This is a genomic window from Streptomyces sp. GLSS-08, from assembly GCF_056387915.1.
The window spans coordinates 110,819-128,560 of the sequence record NZ_JBWJAQ010000001.1 but is presented as its reverse complement, the minus strand read 5'-3'; the positions used below and the strand labels follow the sequence as shown (position 1 = coordinate 128,560).

Here is a 17,742-nt window from a genome sequence, read left to right as displayed (position 1 = left end):
TCAGGGCGCCGCCATGCGGGGCCGCGGCGGTGTGAGGCAGAATCGGCGCGATGAGCACCTACCGCGACCTCGCCCTGCCCCGAGCTCTCGGCTCGGCTCGCGCAGGGGGCGCCCCCATCGGCTCCCGCCGGGCCACCGTCCTGACCGTGGGTACGCGTGAGCGCCGATCCCACCTGACGGCGCCGCGCGTCCCCACCGTGGGCATCGACATCGGCGGTACGAAGGTGATGGCGGGCGTCGTCGACGCGGACGGCAACATCCTGGAGAAGGTCCGCGCCGAGACCCCGGACAAGTCCAAGAGCCCCAGGGTCGTCGAGGACACCATCGTCGAGCTGGTCCTGGACCTCTCCGACCGGCACGACGTGCACGCCGTCGGCATCGGCGCGGCGGGCTGGGTCGACGCGGACCGCAACCGCATCCTGTTCGCGCCCCACCTCTCGTGGCGCAACGAGCCCCTCCGGGACCGGATCGCCGGGCGCCTCGCCGTCCCCGTCCTGGTCGACAACGACGCCAACACGGCCGCCTGGGCGGAATGGCGCTTCGGCGCGGGCCGCGGCGAGGACCACCTCGTCATGATCACGCTGGGCACCGGCATCGGCGGCGCGATCCTGGAGGACGGCCAGGTCAAGCGCGGCAAGTTCGGCGTCGCGGGCGAGTTCGGCCACATGCAGGTCGTGCCGGGCGGACACCGCTGCCCGTGCGGAAACCGCGGCTGCTGGGAGCAGTACAGCTCCGGCAACGCCCTGGTCCGCGAGGCCCGCGAACTCGCCGCCGCGGACTCCCCGGTGGCGTACGGGATCGTCGAGCGCGTCAAGGGCAGCATCCCCGACATCACCGGCCCGCTCATCACGGAACTCGCCCGCGAGGGCGACGCCATGTGCATCGAACTCCTCCAGGACATCGGCCAGTGGCTCGGCGTCGGCATCGCCAACCTGGCCGCCGCTCTGGACCCGTCCTGCTTCGTCATCGGCGGCGGCGTCTCGGCCGCCGACGACCTGCTGATCGGCCCCGCACGCGACGCGTTCCGCAGGCACCTCACGGGCCGCGGCTACCGCCCCGAGGCCCGGATCGCCCGCGCCCAGCTGGGCCCCGAGGCCGGCATGGTCGGCGCCGCCGACCTCGCCCGCCTGGTCGCCCGCCGCTTCCGCCGCGCCAAGCGCCGCCGCGTGGAGCGCTACGAGCGCTACGAACGGTTCACCGAGTCCCGCCGCACGACGACGGACTCGCTGTGACGGCCTCGCTGCCGCGCCAGGCGGCACCGCCAAACGAGCCCCGGCGGCCGCCCGAGGACCGGCGTCATGTGATCCGCCGCCGCGCGCTGACCCTGCTGATCATCGTGCTCCTGATCGGGGTCCCGGCCGGCTATCTGATGATCTCGGCCGACCAGAGCCGCAACAGCGGCAAGGACAAGGAGGCGAAGTACTCGGCGACCGGCCTCACCGAGGCCTGGCCCTCCCGCGTCCAGCGACGTCTCTACAAGATCCCCGTACCCGGCGACTCCACCGACGTCGCCTACTACGAGACGAACAACTGGAAGACCAGCCGCCTGTACGTCCAGTTCCGCACCAGCGACGCGGAGCTGACCGAGTTCTTCCAGAACATCGGGACCAGCCGGGCCGCCCTGGAACAGGACCACATCACCATCGGTGCCCGCGACCGGCGGGTCGTCGGCTGGGAGTTCACGGGCCCCGGCCCGTGGTCGGGCCTCGTCCACGAGCAGAAGGACCCGGCGCCCACGCACGACGTCGTCGTGAACCTGGCGGACCCGGAGCACCCCATGGTGTACGTCGTCTCGCGCACGACTCCCTGACGGGACCGGCCCCCGGGCCCCGCGGGCAGGCCCCGGCGGTGCTCGTCGGGGCCGGTGGCGCGATCGACTGTCAGACCTCGCCCGTACAGTCGAAGACATCCGATTCGACTGCGGGGCGGGAGGTGACCGGGCGTATGAGCGGTGCGGTGCTGTCCGCGACCCCCGAAGCCGGCAAGGGCGCCCCCGGCGACGTCTCCGCGCGTTCCGCGACGGGCGGCGGCCCCGCCGTCTCCGTGCGGCTCGCCGCCGTCTTCCTGCCCGCGCCGCTGCCGCGCGAGGGACGGATCGCCTTCTGGGACCCGGACACGGCCGACGCGGACCGGTCGTCCACCGGGCGCCGGCCCGAGGGTGCAGGGACGTCGCCCGCCAGGCGGGTGAGCGGGCCGCCCGGACCGGGCGGGGAGAGCGCCGACGAGCCCGGGGCCGAGCCCGGGGAGCCGATCGAGCTCACGGTCGTACGGCGCCACGGGACCGGAGTGCGACGGGTGACCGTGCCCGCGCGGACGCTGGAGATCGCCGACGCCCTGTCCCTGCTCACCGACGCCCGCCGCCATCCGGGCGCCCACCTCGCCACCGCCTGCTGGGGCGCGGCCGCACTGCACGCGCTGCGGCTCGCCGCGCGCGGACGGCTGCTGCCGGGCCTGACGCCCGACGGCCACGACGCCTGGCGCGCGGGACCCCTCGACCCGGACGACATCGGCCACCTGAGGGCGGTCGCCGCGGCCCTGCCCCCCGAGGGACACGCGGTGCCGCTGCCGGGCAAGGGCCCGCTCCGGCTGCCCGAACCGGAAGCGCTGATGCGTTCCTTCCTGGACGCGGTCGCCGACACCCTGCCGCGCACCCCCGCCGCGCCGTACGCCTGCGGCAGGCCCTTCGCGGCGCGCGGCCCGCAGCACCTGCCGGGCGCCCACGACTGGGCGGCCGAGGTCGCCGCAGGCATGGACGCCGGTGTCCGCATCTCCCTGCGCCTCGACCTGTCCGCCTCCCAGCTCTTCGACGCCGACGAGGGGGCGCACCGCGCGGGTGCCGCCGTCGTCCAGGTGCACAGCCTCGCCGACCCCACCCTCGTGGTCGACGCGGCGGAGCTGTGGGCCGGCGCGGCCGACACGACGTTCGGGCCCCGCGCGCGGGTGGACACCGCCCTCGCCGTCCGCCGCGCGGCCCGCGTCTGGCCGCCCCTGGACCGGCTCTCGGAGCAGGACGTGCCCCACGTCCTCGCTCTCTCCGAGGAGGAGCTTTCCGACCTGCTCGGGGTCGCCGCGACTCGGCTCGGCGCGGCCGGTGTCGCCGTGCACTGGCCGCGGGACCTGGCTCAGGACCTGACCGCGGCGGCCGTGGTGCGTCCGGCGCCCGGCTCGGCGACCGACGGCACGGGGTTCTTCGAGAGCGAGGACCTGCTCCAGTTCCGCTGGCAGCTGGCGCTCGGCGGAGATCCGCTGAGCGACGCCGAGATGGACGTCCTGGCCGAGGCCCACCGTCCGGTCGTCCGGCTGCGGGACCAGTGGGTCCTCGTCGATCCGGCTCTCGTCCGCAAGGCGCGCAAGCGGGAACTGGGCCTGCTCGACCCGGTCGACGCCCTCTCCGTCGCCCTCAGCGGCACCGCCGAGATCGACGGCGAGACCGTGGAAGCGGTGCCCGTCGGAGCGCTTGCCGCGCTGCGCGACCGCCTCACGGCCGGGATCTCCCCGGTGCCGCCGCCGCCCGGCCTCGCGGCGACCCTCCGCGACTACCAGCTCCGGGGCCTGGCCTGGCTGGACACGATGACGTCCCTCGGACTCGGCGGCTGCCTCGCCGACGACATGGGCCTCGGCAAGACGATCACCGTGATCGCCCTGCACCTGCGACGGGCCCGCAGCGAGCCGACGCTCGTCGTCTGCCCCGCCTCACTGCTGGGCAACTGGCAGCGGGAGATCACCCGCTTCGCCCCCGGCGTGCCCGTCCGCCGCTACCACGGCCCCGACCGCACCCTGGAGGACCTCGGCGCCGGCTTCGTCCTGACGACCTACGGGACGATGCGGTCGGCGGCGACCCGGCTCGCCCAGCAGCCGTGGGGCATGGTCGTCGCGGACGAGGCCCAGCACGTCAAGAACCCGTACTCGGCGACCGCCAAGGCCCTGCGCACGATCCCGTCCCCCGCGCGCGTCGCCCTGACCGGCACCCCCGTGGAGAACAACCTCTCGGAGCTGTGGGCGCTCCTCGACTGGACCACCCCCGGACTCCTCGGCCCGCTCAAGTCCTTCCGCGCCCGGCACGCGCGCGCCGTGGAGAACGGCGAGGACGAGGAGGCCGTGGCCCGCCTCGCCCGCCTGGTCCGGCCCTTCCTGCTGCGCCGCAAGAAGTCCGACCCCGGCATCGTCCCCGAGCTGCCGCCGAAGACCGAGACGGACCATCCCGTCCCGCTCACCCGGGAACAGGCTTCGCTCTACGAGGCGGTGGTGCGGGAGTCGATGCTCGCGATCGAGACCGCACAGGGCATCGCCCGGCGAGGTCTGGTCCTCAAGCTCCTCACCTCCCTCAAGCAGATCTGCGACCACCCCGCGCTGTACCTGAAAGAGGGCGCGGCAGCGGCCGTCCAGGGCCTCGCGGCCCGGTCCGGCAAGCTGGCCCTGCTCGACGAGCTGCTGGACACCCTCCTCGCCGAGGACGGCTCCGCGCTGGTCTTCACGCAGTACGTGGGGATGGCCCGGCTCATCTCCTCCCACCTGGCCGCCCGCGCGGTCCCGGCCGAGCTGCTCCACGGCGGCACCCCGGTCATGGAGCGCGAGCGCATGGTGGACCGCTTCCAGAGCGGCGCCACGCCGGTCCTCGTGCTTTCCCTGAAGGCGGCCGGCACGGGCCTGAACCTGACCCGGGCCGGCCATGTCGTCCACTTCGACCGCTGGTGGAACCCGGCCGTCGAGGAGCAGGCCACGGACCGCGCCTACCGCATCGGCCAGACCCAGCCCGTCCAGGTCCACCGCCTGATCACCGAGGGCACGGTCGAGGACCGCATCGCGGAGATGCTGGAGGCGAAGCGTGCCCTGGCCGACGCCATTCTCGGCTCCGGAGAGGCATCCCTGACCGAACTGACCGACCGTGAGCTGTCGGACCTGGTCTCTCTGCGGAGGACCACGTGAACGCGACGGCGGACGGCCCCCGGCCGGCGCGGGAGCCGAAGGACGCGGACGGCCCTGCGGAGAGCGGGGTCGCGGAGGCGGCCGGGGACGAGCGTGCCGCCGAGGAGCGTTCCGGGGGCGAGCGCCCCGCCGATGTGGCGCGGCGGGCTCTGTGGGCCGCCCGGGGGCGTGACGCACGCGGGGCCGAGCCGGCCGGCGACCAGCCGCATGCTCCTTCCGGGCGTGGCGCCCCGGGTGCCGCGCCCGCGACGACGTCCGTGGCCGGTGCCCGCCCCGGCGACGTGGCGCGCGAGGCGCTGCGGCGGGCCGCGACGACGGGGAGCGGGCCGGGCCCCGGTGCCGCCCCGGCGACCGGGACCGACAGTCCCGATGGGGCTGCGGGAGAGGGCCCACCGGCCGCCGAGGACGCGGCGACGGAGGTGCCGGAAGGCGCTGCGGGGACCGTCGAGACCGCGCAGTCCGCGGAGACCGTCGGGGGCGCGCGTCCCGGCGACGTCGCGCGGGAGGCCCTGCGTGCCGCGCGCGGAGCCCGGGCGGCCCGGGAGCGGAAGGCCGCCTCGCGCAGGGGAGCCGAGCGCGGAAGGCGGGCCCCGCAGGAATCACCGGCCGGCTCCGGTGACCCTGGTGACACGCGGCCCCCGGCGCCGGGAAACCGGGCCCAGGACGTACGGGACCTCCTCGCCGGAGCGTTCGCGCTCCCCACGGACGACGACCCGGCCCACCGGTCCTCGGAAGCCGCCGAGGCCGCGCTCGCCTCCGGACGGGCCCACCCCGGTGCCGCCCCGACGGACCCACCGGCCCTCCCCGGCGACGGGACGCGGGCCGTGACACCCCCGCGTGCCCCGACGGACGCGACCGTGGCGCCTGCGGGGACTGCGGCGAGCACCCCTGGTGACACACGGGCCGTGGCACCGCCGAAGGCCTCGGCGGAGGCGACCGAAGGGCTCGCAGAGGGCGCGCCGGTCCGGGGTGACGAGACGCGGACCGTGACCCCGCCGTACGCCGCAGCGGAGGCCACCGGAGCGACCCCCGGCGACGAGACACGCGGCCGGCTCTCCGGGACGGAGCCCGCCGTGGTTCCTCCTGCTGACATGGACGCCCCCCGCCCGGCCCGGCAGGGGAGCGGCGGGCCGGGCGCGCCCACGGGTGGGCCGGGGCAGCGTTCCATGGCCTCCCCGGGGCGGGACGGGGAGCTGCGACGGACGTTTCCCGCGTTCCCGGCCCGGACCGCGGACGCGTCCGGCGCCTTCGCCGGGACATGGTGGGGAAACGCGTGGGTGACGGCGCTGGAGGAGGGCGCGCTGGACCGGGCGCGGCTGTCCCGGGGGCGCGGGTACGCAGGGCGCGGACACGTGGACGCCATCACGGTGACCCCGGGACTCGTCCTCGCCTACGTGCACGGCACCCGGCCACGGCCGTACCGCGTGCGGGTACGGCTGCGGACGCTCGACGACGCCGCCTGGGACCGCTTCCTGGACGCCGCGGCCGAGCGTCCCGGGCACATCGCCGCGCTGCTCGACAAGCAGCTGCCGCACTCCCTCGCGGACTGCGGGGTGGACCTGCTCCCCGGCCCCGGAGACCTCCAGCCGCAGTGCAGCTGTCCCGACTCCGGGCACCCGTGCAAACACGCGGCGGCCCTCTGCTACCAGACCGCGCGCCTGCTCGACGAGGACCCCTTCGTCCTGCTTCTGCTGCGCGGCCGCGGCGAACGGGAACTGCTCGACGCCCTCTCCCGCCGCAACGCCGCGCGTGCGGCCCGCGCGGCCCAGGAGCGGGAACCCGCCCCGCTGCCAGGCGTACGGGCCCGGGACGCTCTCGCCCCGCGTTCGCTGCCGCCCCTGCCGGCGCCGCTGCCCGCGCCCTCGCACCCCGAGCAGCCGCCGACGTACCCGGGCGCACCGGGCGGCCCCGACCCGTTCGCGCTCGACCAGTTGGCCACGGACGCGGCCGCCCGCGCACACGCGCTGCTGACCGCCGGACGGGATCCGGTGGGGGACCTGACGCTGTGGCAGGACGCGGTACGGCTCGCCGCCGCCCGCCCCGGGTCCGGCCTCACCGCGGGCACCCGCGCCCTGTACTCCTCGCTCGCCACCGCCACCCGGCGCACCCCGGCCGACCTGGCGCGCGCGGTGGCCGCCTGGCGCCAGGGCGGGATCGAGGGGCTCGCGGTCCTCGAGGAAACCTGGGATCCGCCGGCCGGCCGCTTCGACCGGGCCCGTCCGCTGCTCCTCGCGGCCGACCTCCCCGCCTTCCGCCCGTGGCGCAACCACCTCACGCACCCCCGCGGTCACGTCCAGATCCGCCTCGGCCGGGACGGCCTCTGGTACGCCTACGAATCCGAACCGGGCCACGACGACTGGTGGCCCCGCGGCACCCCCGACCTCGACCCGGTGGGCGCGCTCACCGGCCTCGGTACGTCCGGCGACCTCTGAGCGCCCCGCCCGCCGGACGTCCGTGCCCGTCGTTCCCGGGATGCCGGGGCCCGACTCCGCCGATTCCGCGACGCGTCGCCGCTCCGCCTCGTACGATGACGCCCATGATTCTCGGCAGCCCCCGCCCCGCTCCGCGGAACCGCGCGCTCCAGCCGCGTGGCTGTTGTTGATCCTTCCCCCGGCGCGATGAGCGAGAGAAAGCCCGAAACGGCCCTGTAGCACGGCGTTTCGGTACCGGGCCCCGCCCGGCTCGCCTCCCGGACCCGGCCGCGTCCTCCCCGGCTGCCCTCCGCCCTACGCCCCGGTCGCCTCTGTACGCGCACCGCCCCGGCCCGCCGCCGTCGCGCCGTCGGGCTGTCGCGCGCGCTCCCCTCACGTCCCAGGCCAGTCGCCACCGCCCCGAAAGGCAGGTCCCGCCCCATGTCCCTCTCCGAAGTCGCCTACGACCGCCGCAGACTCCGCCAATGGCTGGCGGGAGACGCCCGCGCCGACGGGGTCGCCCGGCGCGACATGCTCAGGCTGCTCGCGGCGGCCGGACTCACCGCGGCCGCGCCCGTCGCCCTGGGCTCCCCGGCCTCGGCCGCGAGCGGGACGGCCGCGCCGAGCCGGACGGCCGCCGCGGACGGGACGCTCTCCGCGGTGGGCCGGGCGGCCGGGGGTGCGGGCGCCCTGGCCGTCGCGCCCGGCATCGTCAAGCCGCTGCCCGACGAGTGGTTCACCGTGCGGGGCACCAACGCGGAGACGAAGTTCGCCGCCCTCGCCGGCACCGGACTCCACACCCCGGCCGACCGTTTCTTCGTACGCAACCACACCGCGACCCCGGTCCTGGACGCCCACGCGTGGACGCTGACCGTCCGGGGAGACGGGCTCCGCAGCGCGCGGCCCGTCACGTTCACGCTCGACGACCTGAAGCGGCTGCCGGCGACCACACGGACCGCTTTCGTCGAGTGCGCGGGCAACGGCCGCAGCCTCTTCACCACCCAGCAGGGGCAGAGCGTGACCGGCACGGCGTGGACGCTCGGCGCCGTCGGCACGGCCGAGTGGCGCGGGGTGCGGCTCGCCGAGGTGCTCCGGCGCGCCGGGCTGAGCCGCCGTGCCGTGGACGTCATGCCCACCGGCCTCGACGCCGAGTACGTGACCGCGGACGGCACGAACCTGGGACACGTGCGCCGGCCCCTGCCGCTGTCGAAGGCGCTCGACGACGTCCTGCTCGCGTACGAGATGAACGGCGAGCCGCTGCCACCGGACCACGGGCATCCGGTGCGCGTGCTCGTGCCGTCCTGGATCGGCATCGCCTCGGTCAAGTGGGTCGGCGACATCGAGGTGTCCGCCCAGCCCCTCTACTCGCCCTGGAACACCGACTTCTACCGCCTCTTCGGCGACGGACAGCCCGCGGGCGGCAGCGCGCCGCTCACCCGGCAGACGCTCAAGAGCGCCTTCGAGCTGCCGTGGGAGGCGACGGTCGCGGCCGGGGCCGAGCACCGGCTGACCGGCCGCTCCTGGTCGGGTGCGGGCGCCGTCGCCCGCGTGGACGTCAGCACGGACGGCGGCGCCCACTGGCACCGGGCCCGGCTGCACGACGCCCCGCGCCGCGCCTCGTGGGTCCGCTGGTCCACCGACTGGCGGCCGTCGGCGCCCGGCCCGTACTCACTCCTGGCCCGGGCCACCGACACGGCGGGCCGCACCCAGCCGGACAGGACCGTGCCCAACACCCAGGGCTACCTGTTCGACGCGGTGGTCCGGCACCCGGTGCGGGTGGTGTGAGCCCCCGCGGTGATGTGAAACCCCCCTGCCCTCCGGTCACGCCGCAGGGCAGGGCGGCATCCGGTCAGGCGTCGATGATGACCGGGATGATGAGGGGCCTGCGGCGGTGGGTGCGGAAGGCCCAGTTCGCCACGGCACGGGCGATCAGCTGTTCCAGCTGGTGTGCGTCGCCGACGCCTTCCTGCGCCGCCGTCGCCAGGGTCTTCTCGATGACGGGGACGACCGGCTCGAAGGTGGTGTCGTCGTGGACGAACCCGCGGGCCAGGAAGTCGGGAGTCTCGGCCAGGGCACCCGTGTCGGCGTCGACGATCGCCACCACGGTGACGACGCCTTCCTCGGCGAGGGTGACGCGGTCCTTCAGGGACGCCTCGGTGGCGCCGCCGACCTCCATGCCGTCCACGTAGACGTTGCCGGCCGGCACCTTGCCGGTGATCGACGCGCGCCCGTCCACGAGGTCGACGACGACGCCGTCCTCGGCGATGACCACCCGCTCGGGATCCACCCCCGTACGGATCGCCAGGTCGGCGTTGGCCCGCAGGTGGCGCCATTCGCCGTGCACCGGCATGACATTGCGGGGCTTGACGATGTTGTAGCAGTACACCAGTTCACCGGCGCTGGCGTGCCCGGAGACGTGCACCTTGGCGTTGCCCTTGTGGACGACGTGGGCGCCCCACCGGGTCAGCCCGTTGATCACCCGGTAGATGGCGTTCTCGTTGCCCGGGATCAGCGAGCTGGCGAGCAGGACGGTGTCGCCCTTGCCGATGCGGATCACGTGGTCGCGGTTGGCCATCCGGGACAGCGCCGCCATCGGCTCGCCCTGGGATCCGGTGCACACCAGGGTGATCTTGTGATCGGGGAGCTTCTCCAGTTCCTTGGTGCTCACGACCAGGCCGCTGGGAACCTTCAGGTAACCGAGGTCGCGGGCGATGCCCATGTTGCGGACCATGGAGCGGCCCACGAAGGCGACCTTGCGGCCGTGCTGGTGCGCGGCGTCCAGCACCTGCTGGATGCGGTGCACATGGCTGGCGAAACTGGAGACGATCACCCGGCGCGGGGCGGTGCGCATCACCTGCTCGATCGCCGGGTTCAGTTCGCGTTCGGAGGTGGTGAAGCCGGGGACCTCGGCGTTGGTGGAGTCGGTGAGGAAGAGGTCGACGCCTTCCTCGCCGAGGCGGGCGAAGGCACGCAGGTCGGTGATGCGGTCGTCCAGCGGGAACTGGTCCATCTTGAAGTCACCCGTGTGCAGCACCATTCCGGCCCGGGTGCGGATCGCGACGGCGAGACTGTCCGGGATCGAGTGGTTGACCGCCACGAACTCGCAGTCGAAGGGTCCGAAGGTGCGCCGGTCGCCCTCGCTGACCCGGACCGCGCGCGGCCGGATTCCGTGTTCTTTGAGCTTGGCCTCCAGGAACGCCAGGGTCAGCTTCGAGCCGACGACGGGAATGTCACGGCGCTCTCGCAGCAGGTACGGCACGCCACCGATGTGGTCCTCGTGACCGTGGGTGAGCACCACGGCCACGATGTCGTCCAGGCGGTCGCGGATCGAGGTGAAGTCCGGCAGGATCACGTCCACGCCGGGCTGGGTCTCTTCGGGGAACAGCACGCCGCAGTCGACGATGAGCAGCTTGCCGGCGTGCTCGAAGACGGTCATGTTGCGGCCGATCTCCCCCAGGCCGCCCAGGGCGACGATCCTGAGCCCTCCTTCAGGCAGGGGAGGGGCGGCTTTCAGTTCGGGATGCGGATGACTCATATTCCGACGTTACCGGAGAGCCCGCCGAGGTGATCCACTGGCCGCCCGACCAGCCGGTCGGACACGGCACGGCCGCGGCGGTCAGCGGGCTACCTGATGGTGACCCGCAAGGACGTCGCGCACCCCGGGCGCGCGACGCGGCAGGCGGCCTGACGGCCGTCACCTCGCCGGCCACGGTGGGGGACGACCCGGAACGCCTGGGCAGTGGGGCCTCCTCCGCCCGGCTGGGCGGGGTCAGCCGTGTCGAGCGTTCCCTCGGACGGCCGGCAGGACCGTGGCGGCGACCGGCAGGCCGACGCGGCCCCGCACGGGAGCGCGCAGACCCGCCTGCGCCGAGACCCGCGCACCGGGCTTCCTGATGGGGACTGCGCCGGCTCGCCGGGCCGGTTCGCGTTCGTAGCGGCGTATGACCCGCCGGTGGTCGGCCCAGCTGTCCGGCCGCCTGTTGCCCCGGCTGCCGGCCCGGCTGCCGATCGTGCCCGGACTGCTCGCCGCGGCCGGCGCGCTCGCCCTCCTCACCGAGCTCACCCCCGTGACCCTCACCGCCGCCGGCGAACCGGGCCGCTACGACGGCTCGCGGTGCGTCGACGCATGCCTACGACAACCTGGTCGACGCATGCCTACGACAGCCAGGTCGACGCATGCCTACGACAACCAGACCGAACGGGGGACCCCGGCGGCACGGTCGCTTCCCGTCAGCCCTTCGGCCGTTTTGTGCGTTCCTTGCTCCGGCTTTGAGCCCTCACCCCCAGCATGGTGTGCGGGGCCGGTGGGCCACGACGTCGTCGTACGAGGCAGGGGAGTGACGTGGGCAGCGAGTGGTTGCGAACGTACGCGCAGGGCTGGGCGCGGCCCGGCGCCGCCGGACCCGGTGTGCGACTGGTCTGCTTCCCGCACGCCGGCGGCGCGGCCAGTGGGTACGTGCGGCTCGCCCGGCTCCTGGCGCCGGAGTGCGAGGTGCTGAGCGTGCAGTATCCGGGTCGTCAGGACCGGCGGCACGAGGAGCCCGTACCGGACGTCGGCCTGCTCGCCGACGCTCTCGCCGAGGAGGTGACGGGACAGGTCGCCGGCCGCTACGCCTTATTCGGCCACAGCATGGGGGCCGTCGTCGCCTACGAGACGGCCCGGCGCCTGCACGAACGCGGTGCGCCCGCCCCTGCGCGGCTGTTCCTGTCCGGCCGGGGAGCGCCCGCCGCCGACCCCAGCCCGCACGACCGGCTCCGTACGGACGCCGAACTGCTCGGTGCCGCAGCCCGGTTGGGCGGTACGGCGGCCGAACTCCTGGACGACCCGGAGATCCGGGACATGGTGCTGCCCGCGCTCCGGGCCGACTACCGCGCGCTCGCCTCCTACGCCTGGACGCCCGGCCCCGTACTGGACGTTCCGTTCACCGTGCTGACCGGGGACAGCGACCCCGTGGTGACGCGGGCGGAGGCCGCGGCCTGGGAGAGGTTCACCACCGCACCGACACGGCTCCAAGTGTTCGCCGGTGGCCACTTCTACCTGAACGACCACCTGGACGACGTCGCCCGGACCGTCACAGCCGCACTGGCCGAGCCGGACCGCCGCCCGGTGTACGCGGGATCCCGCGCCCCGGAGGGCGGCACGGCGGAGGAGCCGGGGCGGCGGTCCACGGACCGGAGCGGCTCGTGGAGGTGACGTGCTGGCCCGACGTGTGGATCGGTGCCGCCGCCACCGTCGTGGGGCCGCTCGGTGCCCGGCGCGCCGTGGGGCAGGCGGGCGGCCGGGACCGGCGCGACGCGGCGGGAGCCGCGCGCGTCGCACCGACCGCCGGGGCCCACACGCCGGACCTCGTGCTGCGCGCGGCGAGAACCGCCCGGCAGCGGTCGGGAGTGCCGGACGGGGGTGTGGACCTGGTGGTGCACTGCCCGCCCGGCTGCCCCGACACGCAGGACGGCACGGCCGCCGGGCTGCTGCGCGGACTCGGCTGTCCCCGCGCCACCGCCTGGGACGTGCGGCAGCCCGTCGCCGGCGGGTTGCTGGCCCTGCACCTGGCGGCGCAGTACGTGTCGGGGCGGCCGGAGACGCCGCTGACCGCCATCGTCACCACGGCCGACGGCGCCGGGCACGAGGAGGGGCGCGGGCGCCTGCCCGGGCGTCCTCCCGTCGACCGGGCGACCGGCCTGGTCCTGACGACGACGGCCGGGGTGGCCCGGGTGCTCGCGACCGCGGTGCTGGGCGCCACGCCACAGGGCGCGCTGTTCCGCTCCGACCTCGCCTGGCGCGTGCCGGCCCGGCGGTCCGGGCTGCGGGCGCTCGCGCGCACGTGGCCCCGTACGCGGCGGACGGACGGAGGTGGCGGCCGCCCCGCAGCGCCGCCCGCCCCGACCGGGCAGGGGAACCGGCTCGGCGGGCGGGAACTAGACGCGGTGCGCCTGGCGTTGGCCGAGTGTGGCCGCGTGGCGGACGACGTCGCGCGGTTCGTGCTGTGCCGAGGGGAGGGCGGGCTGTCCGGGGGCGGCCATCTGGCCGCGCTGGCCGGGTTGCTGGAGCAGGACCGGCTGCCGTGCGGGGACACCGTGGTGCTGGCCGGGGGAGACGCGCGAGGCTTCGGCTGCGCCGTGGTGGAGATGGGCTGAGCCTCGTCCCACGGCTGAGACAACCCCTCTTGGACGTTCGTTCTAGTCCATTGGTGCGCCTCGCCCTTGACTCGACTTGAAGTCAACCTTGACCCGGCAATTTCCGGGCATATTCAGGGTCGATTTATGCCTGTTTGTTACTTCATGGGTGGTGGTAAAGATCGTTAGGGGCTGTACAAATCACTGCACGGATGGTTTCTTTGGGACGTAGGACGGCGGATCTGTAAAGGGCGTTCGTTCTAGTCAGTCGTCCGTGTCACGCAGTGGGGGAGCTCCGCGATGTGGTGTGCAGGGCCGCGTGCGCGCGCGGCGCATAATCCATCCGTACCGGCATCGACGATCACCGAAGCGGGGAGCCGGCCCTCGGCGACAACCGGGACGCACGCCCCGCACCCCATCCATGCGCGGGCGCACACCTCCACGTCCCGGCGCGGCCTGTCCACGGGCGGCGCCTGGGCGCGCGGCCCGGCCGGCCCGGCCCGCCGGTCCCTCGCACGCGGAGTCGACGTCCTCGGCCACGCCGCGCCCGGAACACCCCTGCGCGGCGACCGACCCCTGCTCTCACGGCGCGACACCGAGAACGGCACGGCGGCCGCCGACCCCGACGCTTCGACGGACGCGTTCCGGCGCCCCGCCGCCCCCCGCCGCCCCGCGCCGCAGGGCGGCCGCGGCCGTGCCCCGGCCCCGCTGCCGGACCGCCGCGCACACGGCACGGCCGGCCCCGCCGGACACCTCGGCCGTGGCGTCACCGCGCGGTCCTGTCACGGCCGTCGGCACCACCGCTCCCCCCTCCGCGTCGCCCGGCTGTTCACGGTCACGCGGCCAGGCGCCGAGAGACCCCGCCCCCACGCCGCGTGACCCGGCCCGCCGCCGACCCCGAGCCATGGCCCCCAGCAGGCACGCGGCATGTCGTCCTCCCCGTCGCGGAAACCCGTCCATCCCCCCACGTGTGCCGGTCGCACCGGAACAGGAGCGTGTGTTGTGAAATTCAGGCTCAGCGGTCCTTTCGAACTCGTCACCGACGACGGAAAGATCCACGCGCCCAGAGCCCCCAAGGTCTCCCGGCTCCTGGCCGTCCTCGCGCTCCAGCCCCGCACCGCCGTGACCACCGACACCCTGATCAGGGAACTGTGGGGCGAGAACCCGCCCGCCGGCGCACCGCGCACCCTGCAGACCCACGTGTACCACGCGCGCAGGATGCTCGCCGACATACGGGCATGCCCATCCGGCCCCCAGTTATTGGTGACCAAAGGACCGGGCTACCGGCTCGACGTGGCGGACGAGGACGTCGACGCCCGCACCTTCGAACTGCTCGTCCGGCGCGCCCAGTCGGAGCTGGACAGCCAGACCCTCGACGCCGCCTCCCACCACGTCACCCAGGCCCTGGCATTGTGGCGGGGCCCCCTGCTGAGCAACCTGCCGGTCGGGGTGGTCCTCGCGGGCCGTACCGTCCGCATGGAGGAACTGCGCATCCGGGCCCACGAGTTGCGCGTGGAGATCGCGGACGCCCGCGGACGCCTCCGGCAGATGCTCCCCGACCTGCGTGCCCTCGTCGAGGAGTACCCATTGCACGAATGGTTCCACGGCCAGCTCATCAGGGCGCTGCACCGGGTGGGCCGGAGGGCCGAGGCGCTCCAGGCGTACCAGAACCTCTACGCCATCCTCCGGGCCGAACTGGGCCTGGAACCCTCCGCCGATCTGCGGCACCTGCACGCGGAGATCCTCGACTCGGCCACCCTCGCGGCCCCCCGCCCGGTGATGCGCCGGGCCGCCTGAAGAACGCGCGCCTCCGCCCTCGGCGGAACCGCCCGTGAGCAACGGCGCCACGGGACGGTCACCACGGCGGGCCGCTCAGGCGGCGACGGACCGTCGCATGCCTGTGAGCCTGCTTTGTACGTCCTTTGTGCGGGCTTGGACCGGACCAGCTCACCCTGAATTCCGGATCTTCTTCGTGACGGGAGCTGTCCGACGACCCTTCCCGAGTCCGAGCCATCGCGTGGAAACCCGTGCTGTACCGAAGGGGGAAGCAATGCAGTTCCGAATACTGGGCCCGCTGGAAGTTCTCGATCAGAACACACCGGTGGTCTTGCGTGGTACCAAGCAGCGCGCCACGCTCGGATTCCTGTTACTGCACGCGAACCGGGTGGTGCCGGTCAGCCAGTTGTTGAGCGCTCTGTGGGGCGTCGACGACGCTCCCACGACGGCGCGCAAGATCCTTCAGAACGCGGTGTACGGCATTCGCGGACTGCTCTCCCCCCGAGCCGTCTCCGCGCAACCCCACACGTACGCGCAGACGGGCCCCGCGCTGCTCACCCAGCCCGCCGGCTACATGATGCGGGTGGCGCCCGAGCACGTGGACGTGCACCGTTTCCACCACCGGGTCACCCAGGGGCGCGAACAACGCCTGCAGGGGAAGCCGGAGCAGGCGGCGGTACTGCTGCGCGAGGCGCTCGGACTGTGGCGCGGACCCGCCCTCGCCGACCTGGTGGAGGCCGGGATCGACTGGCCGGAGCTCGCGGCGCTGGAGAAGACGCGGCTGGACGTCATGGAGGACTACTTCGACGCCCAACTGGACTGCGGACGGCACTACGAGATCCTGCCGGAGCTGGAGACGATGGTTCAGGCCGAGCCCCTGCGGGAGCGGTCCTGCGGCCAGCTGATGCTCGCCCTGTACCGGTGCGGCAGGCAGGCCGACTCGCTCAACACGTACACCCGCGTACGCGCCGAACTCGTCGAGAGTTTGGGCCTGGAACCCGCCCGCGAGCTGCAGGACCTGCAGCGGGCGATCCTCACCCAGGACCTGTCGCTCTCCCCGGGCCGGGGCGGCCCGCTGCCGGACCCGCTCGGCCACGGCGGGGCCCGCCCCGTCGCCCAGGGGAGCGTACGCGCGGGAACGGCGCTCATCACCTCGGCGCCCCGGCCGATGCCTTCGAACGACACGGTGGGAGCGCTCCCTGTCGCCGACCCGGCCCGCCGCCGGGTGGGCATCCTGTCCGTCCGCACCCGGCTGGCTCCCTCACTGGGCGGCGGCGCCCGCGAGAACCTCGACGACCTCCTGGACGGAACGGGCCTGATGGTCCGGGAGCAAATCGAGCGTTTCGGCGGGCAGGTGACGGCCTCCATAGGGTCGGTGTCCCTGGCCCTGTTCGGTTTGGACGACCCCGCCGAGGAGGACGTGAGCCGGGCGGTTCTCGCCGCGCTCGCCATCCGCGACATCCTCGACGTCGGGGCCGAGCCGCGCCAGCTGACCGTGCAGGCGGCGGTCACCACCGGCGACGTGCTGCTGCGCCACCGGGACCCCGGCCACGCGCCGACCGTCGTCGGCACCGTACTGGACGAGTCCCACGCGCTGCTCTCCGGCGTGCCCTTCGGAGAGGTGTGGGTCCACGACGAGGTACGCCTCGCCACCGCGAGCACCATCGCCTACCGCAAGGTGGAGAACGCCTCCCGCCTGTGGCGGGTGACGGGGCGCCGGGACTCCGGCACCGACCGGGTGGACGTCGAGGGCGAGGGGCAGACGTGCGAACTCGACGTGCTGTGCGGCCTGGTGCGCCGCACCTGGCACCGCTCGGTGCCGCACGTGGTCACCGTCCTGGGTGAGGCGGGCAGCGGCAAGAGCCGGCTGCTGGAGGACTTCCGCGAGTGGACCGCGCACCAGCCCGACGCGGCGCTGTTCCTCACCGGGCGGACCCCCTCGGCGCCCGACGACGACCCGCTGCAGGCCCAGGCGGACATGCTGTCCGCCTACTGCGGGGTGCGGCCGGAGGAGGACGGTACGGCCGCCCTGGCGGGCAAGGTGCGGTCCCTGTTCCGGTCCGAGCGGACCGCCGACTGGATCGTGTCCCGGCTCGCACCGCTCGTGGTCGGCGCGGCGGAACCGACCGGAGCCTTCGGCGAGGACGACCGGCTCGCCGACACCCTCCTCGCCTGGCGCACCCTCTTCCAGGAGGTGGCGCGCCGCCGACCCGTCGTACTGGCCGTCGAGGACCTCCACCGTGCCTCGGACCGCGTGCTGGACGCCATCGAGGAATGCGCCGGGTCCGCCGGCCCGAGCCGGCTGTTCGTGGTCGCCGCCGCGGGCCCGGAGCTGCTGCTCCGCCGGCCGTCGTGGTGCGGGGGGATGCACCACGCGACCACGGTGACCCTCGACCACCCCGAGCGCGTCACCACCGAGCATCTGGCGCAGTTCCTGCGCTCCGCCGCCAGCAACTGACCGCTCACCCCCCGTCTTCGTCGCGGGCCGGCCGCCAGCGCCGGTCCGCGACGACGT

10 protein-coding genes are annotated in these 17,742 nt (G+C 74.6%); 9 read left to right on the top strand and 1 reads right to left on the bottom strand.

Features of this window, described 5'->3' with window-relative positions; all coding sequences use genetic code 11:
• Window positions 1–50 precede the first annotated feature (50 nt).
• From AC0ZLC_RS00440 to AC0ZLC_RS00420, 5 genes are all read left to right on the top strand, one after another.
• A complete protein-coding gene (locus AC0ZLC_RS00440; protein ID WP_476749803.1) occupies window positions 51–1,232 on the top strand; it encodes an ROK family glucokinase in 1,182 nt (393 codons plus the stop codon).
• On the top strand, window positions 1,229–1,810 hold the full coding sequence (locus tag AC0ZLC_RS00435) for a sugar kinase (protein WP_476749802.1): 582 nt from the start codon (window positions 1,229–1,231) through the stop codon (window positions 1,808–1,810). Before AC0ZLC_RS00440 ends, AC0ZLC_RS00435 begins: the two co-directional genes overlap by 4 nt.
• A 134-nt stretch (window positions 1,811–1,944) precedes the next feature.
• Window positions 1,945–4,926 carry a DEAD/DEAH box helicase gene (locus AC0ZLC_RS00430; RefSeq protein WP_476749801.1) on the top strand — a complete coding sequence of 994 codons (2,982 nt, stop codon included), beginning with the start codon at window positions 1,945–1,947 and terminating at the stop codon, window positions 4,924–4,926.
• A complete protein-coding gene (locus AC0ZLC_RS00425) occupies window positions 4,923–7,358 on the top strand; it encodes an SWIM zinc finger family protein (RefSeq protein WP_476749800.1) in 2,436 nt (811 codons plus the stop codon). The genes AC0ZLC_RS00430 and AC0ZLC_RS00425 overlap by 4 nt, the downstream gene beginning before the upstream one ends.
• Window positions 7,359–7,778: 420 nt before the next feature.
• On the top strand, window positions 7,779–9,122 hold the full coding sequence (locus AC0ZLC_RS00420; protein ID WP_476749799.1) for a sulfite oxidase: 1,344 nt from the start codon (window positions 7,779–7,781) through the stop codon (window positions 9,120–9,122).
• A 64-nt stretch (window positions 9,123–9,186) separates the two neighbouring features.
• On the opposite strand, the gene AC0ZLC_RS00415 is transcribed toward AC0ZLC_RS00420, so the two are convergent.
• Window positions 9,187–10,872 (bottom strand): ribonuclease J, encoded by a 1,686-nt coding sequence (locus AC0ZLC_RS00415; RefSeq protein ID WP_476749798.1) that lies wholly within the window; start codon window positions 10,870–10,872, stop codon window positions 9,187–9,189.
• An 807-nt stretch (window positions 10,873–11,679) separates the two neighbouring features.
• Here AC0ZLC_RS00415 and AC0ZLC_RS00410 point away from each other — a divergent pair.
• The 4 genes from AC0ZLC_RS00410 (at window position 11,680) to AC0ZLC_RS00395 (ending at window position 17,685) form a co-directional block, all read left to right on the top strand.
• Window positions 11,680–12,531: a thioesterase II family protein gene (locus tag AC0ZLC_RS00410; RefSeq protein ID WP_476749797.1), complete on the top strand. Its 852-nt coding sequence runs from the start codon at window positions 11,680–11,682 to the stop codon at window positions 12,529–12,531.
• Complete coding sequence (locus AC0ZLC_RS00405) at window positions 12,522–13,472, top strand: hypothetical protein (protein ID WP_476749796.1); 951 nt, start codon at window positions 12,522–12,524, stop codon at window positions 13,470–13,472. The genes AC0ZLC_RS00410 and AC0ZLC_RS00405 overlap by 10 nt, the downstream gene beginning before the upstream one ends.
• 981 nt (window positions 13,473–14,453) lie before the next feature.
• Window positions 14,454–15,248 (top strand): AfsR/SARP family transcriptional regulator, encoded by a 795-nt coding sequence (locus AC0ZLC_RS00400; RefSeq protein ID WP_476749795.1) that lies wholly within the window; start codon window positions 14,454–14,456, stop codon window positions 15,246–15,248.
• A gap of 304 nt (window positions 15,249–15,552) precedes the next feature.
• Entirely contained in the window at window positions 15,553–17,685 is a 2,133-nt protein-coding gene (locus tag AC0ZLC_RS00395; RefSeq protein ID WP_476749794.1) for a BTAD domain-containing putative transcriptional regulator, read from the top strand.
• The last annotated feature ends 57 nt before the right edge of the window (window positions 17,686–17,742 follow it).

Coding starts and splice junctions, on each gene's coding strand:
- AC0ZLC_RS00440 (WP_476749803.1), top strand. CDS start 51: ATGAGCACCTACCGCGACCTCGCCCTGCCCCGAGCTCTCGGCTCGGCT.
- AC0ZLC_RS00430 (WP_476749801.1), top strand. CDS start 1,945: ATGAGCGGTGCGGTGCTGTCCGCGACCCCCGAAGCCGGCAAGGGCGCC.
- AC0ZLC_RS00420 (WP_476749799.1), top strand. CDS start 7,779: ATGTCCCTCTCCGAAGTCGCCTACGACCGCCGCAGACTCCGCCAATGG.
- AC0ZLC_RS00415 (WP_476749798.1), bottom strand. CDS start 10,872: ATGAGTCATCCGCATCCCGAACTGAAAGCCGCCCCTCCCCTGCCTGAA.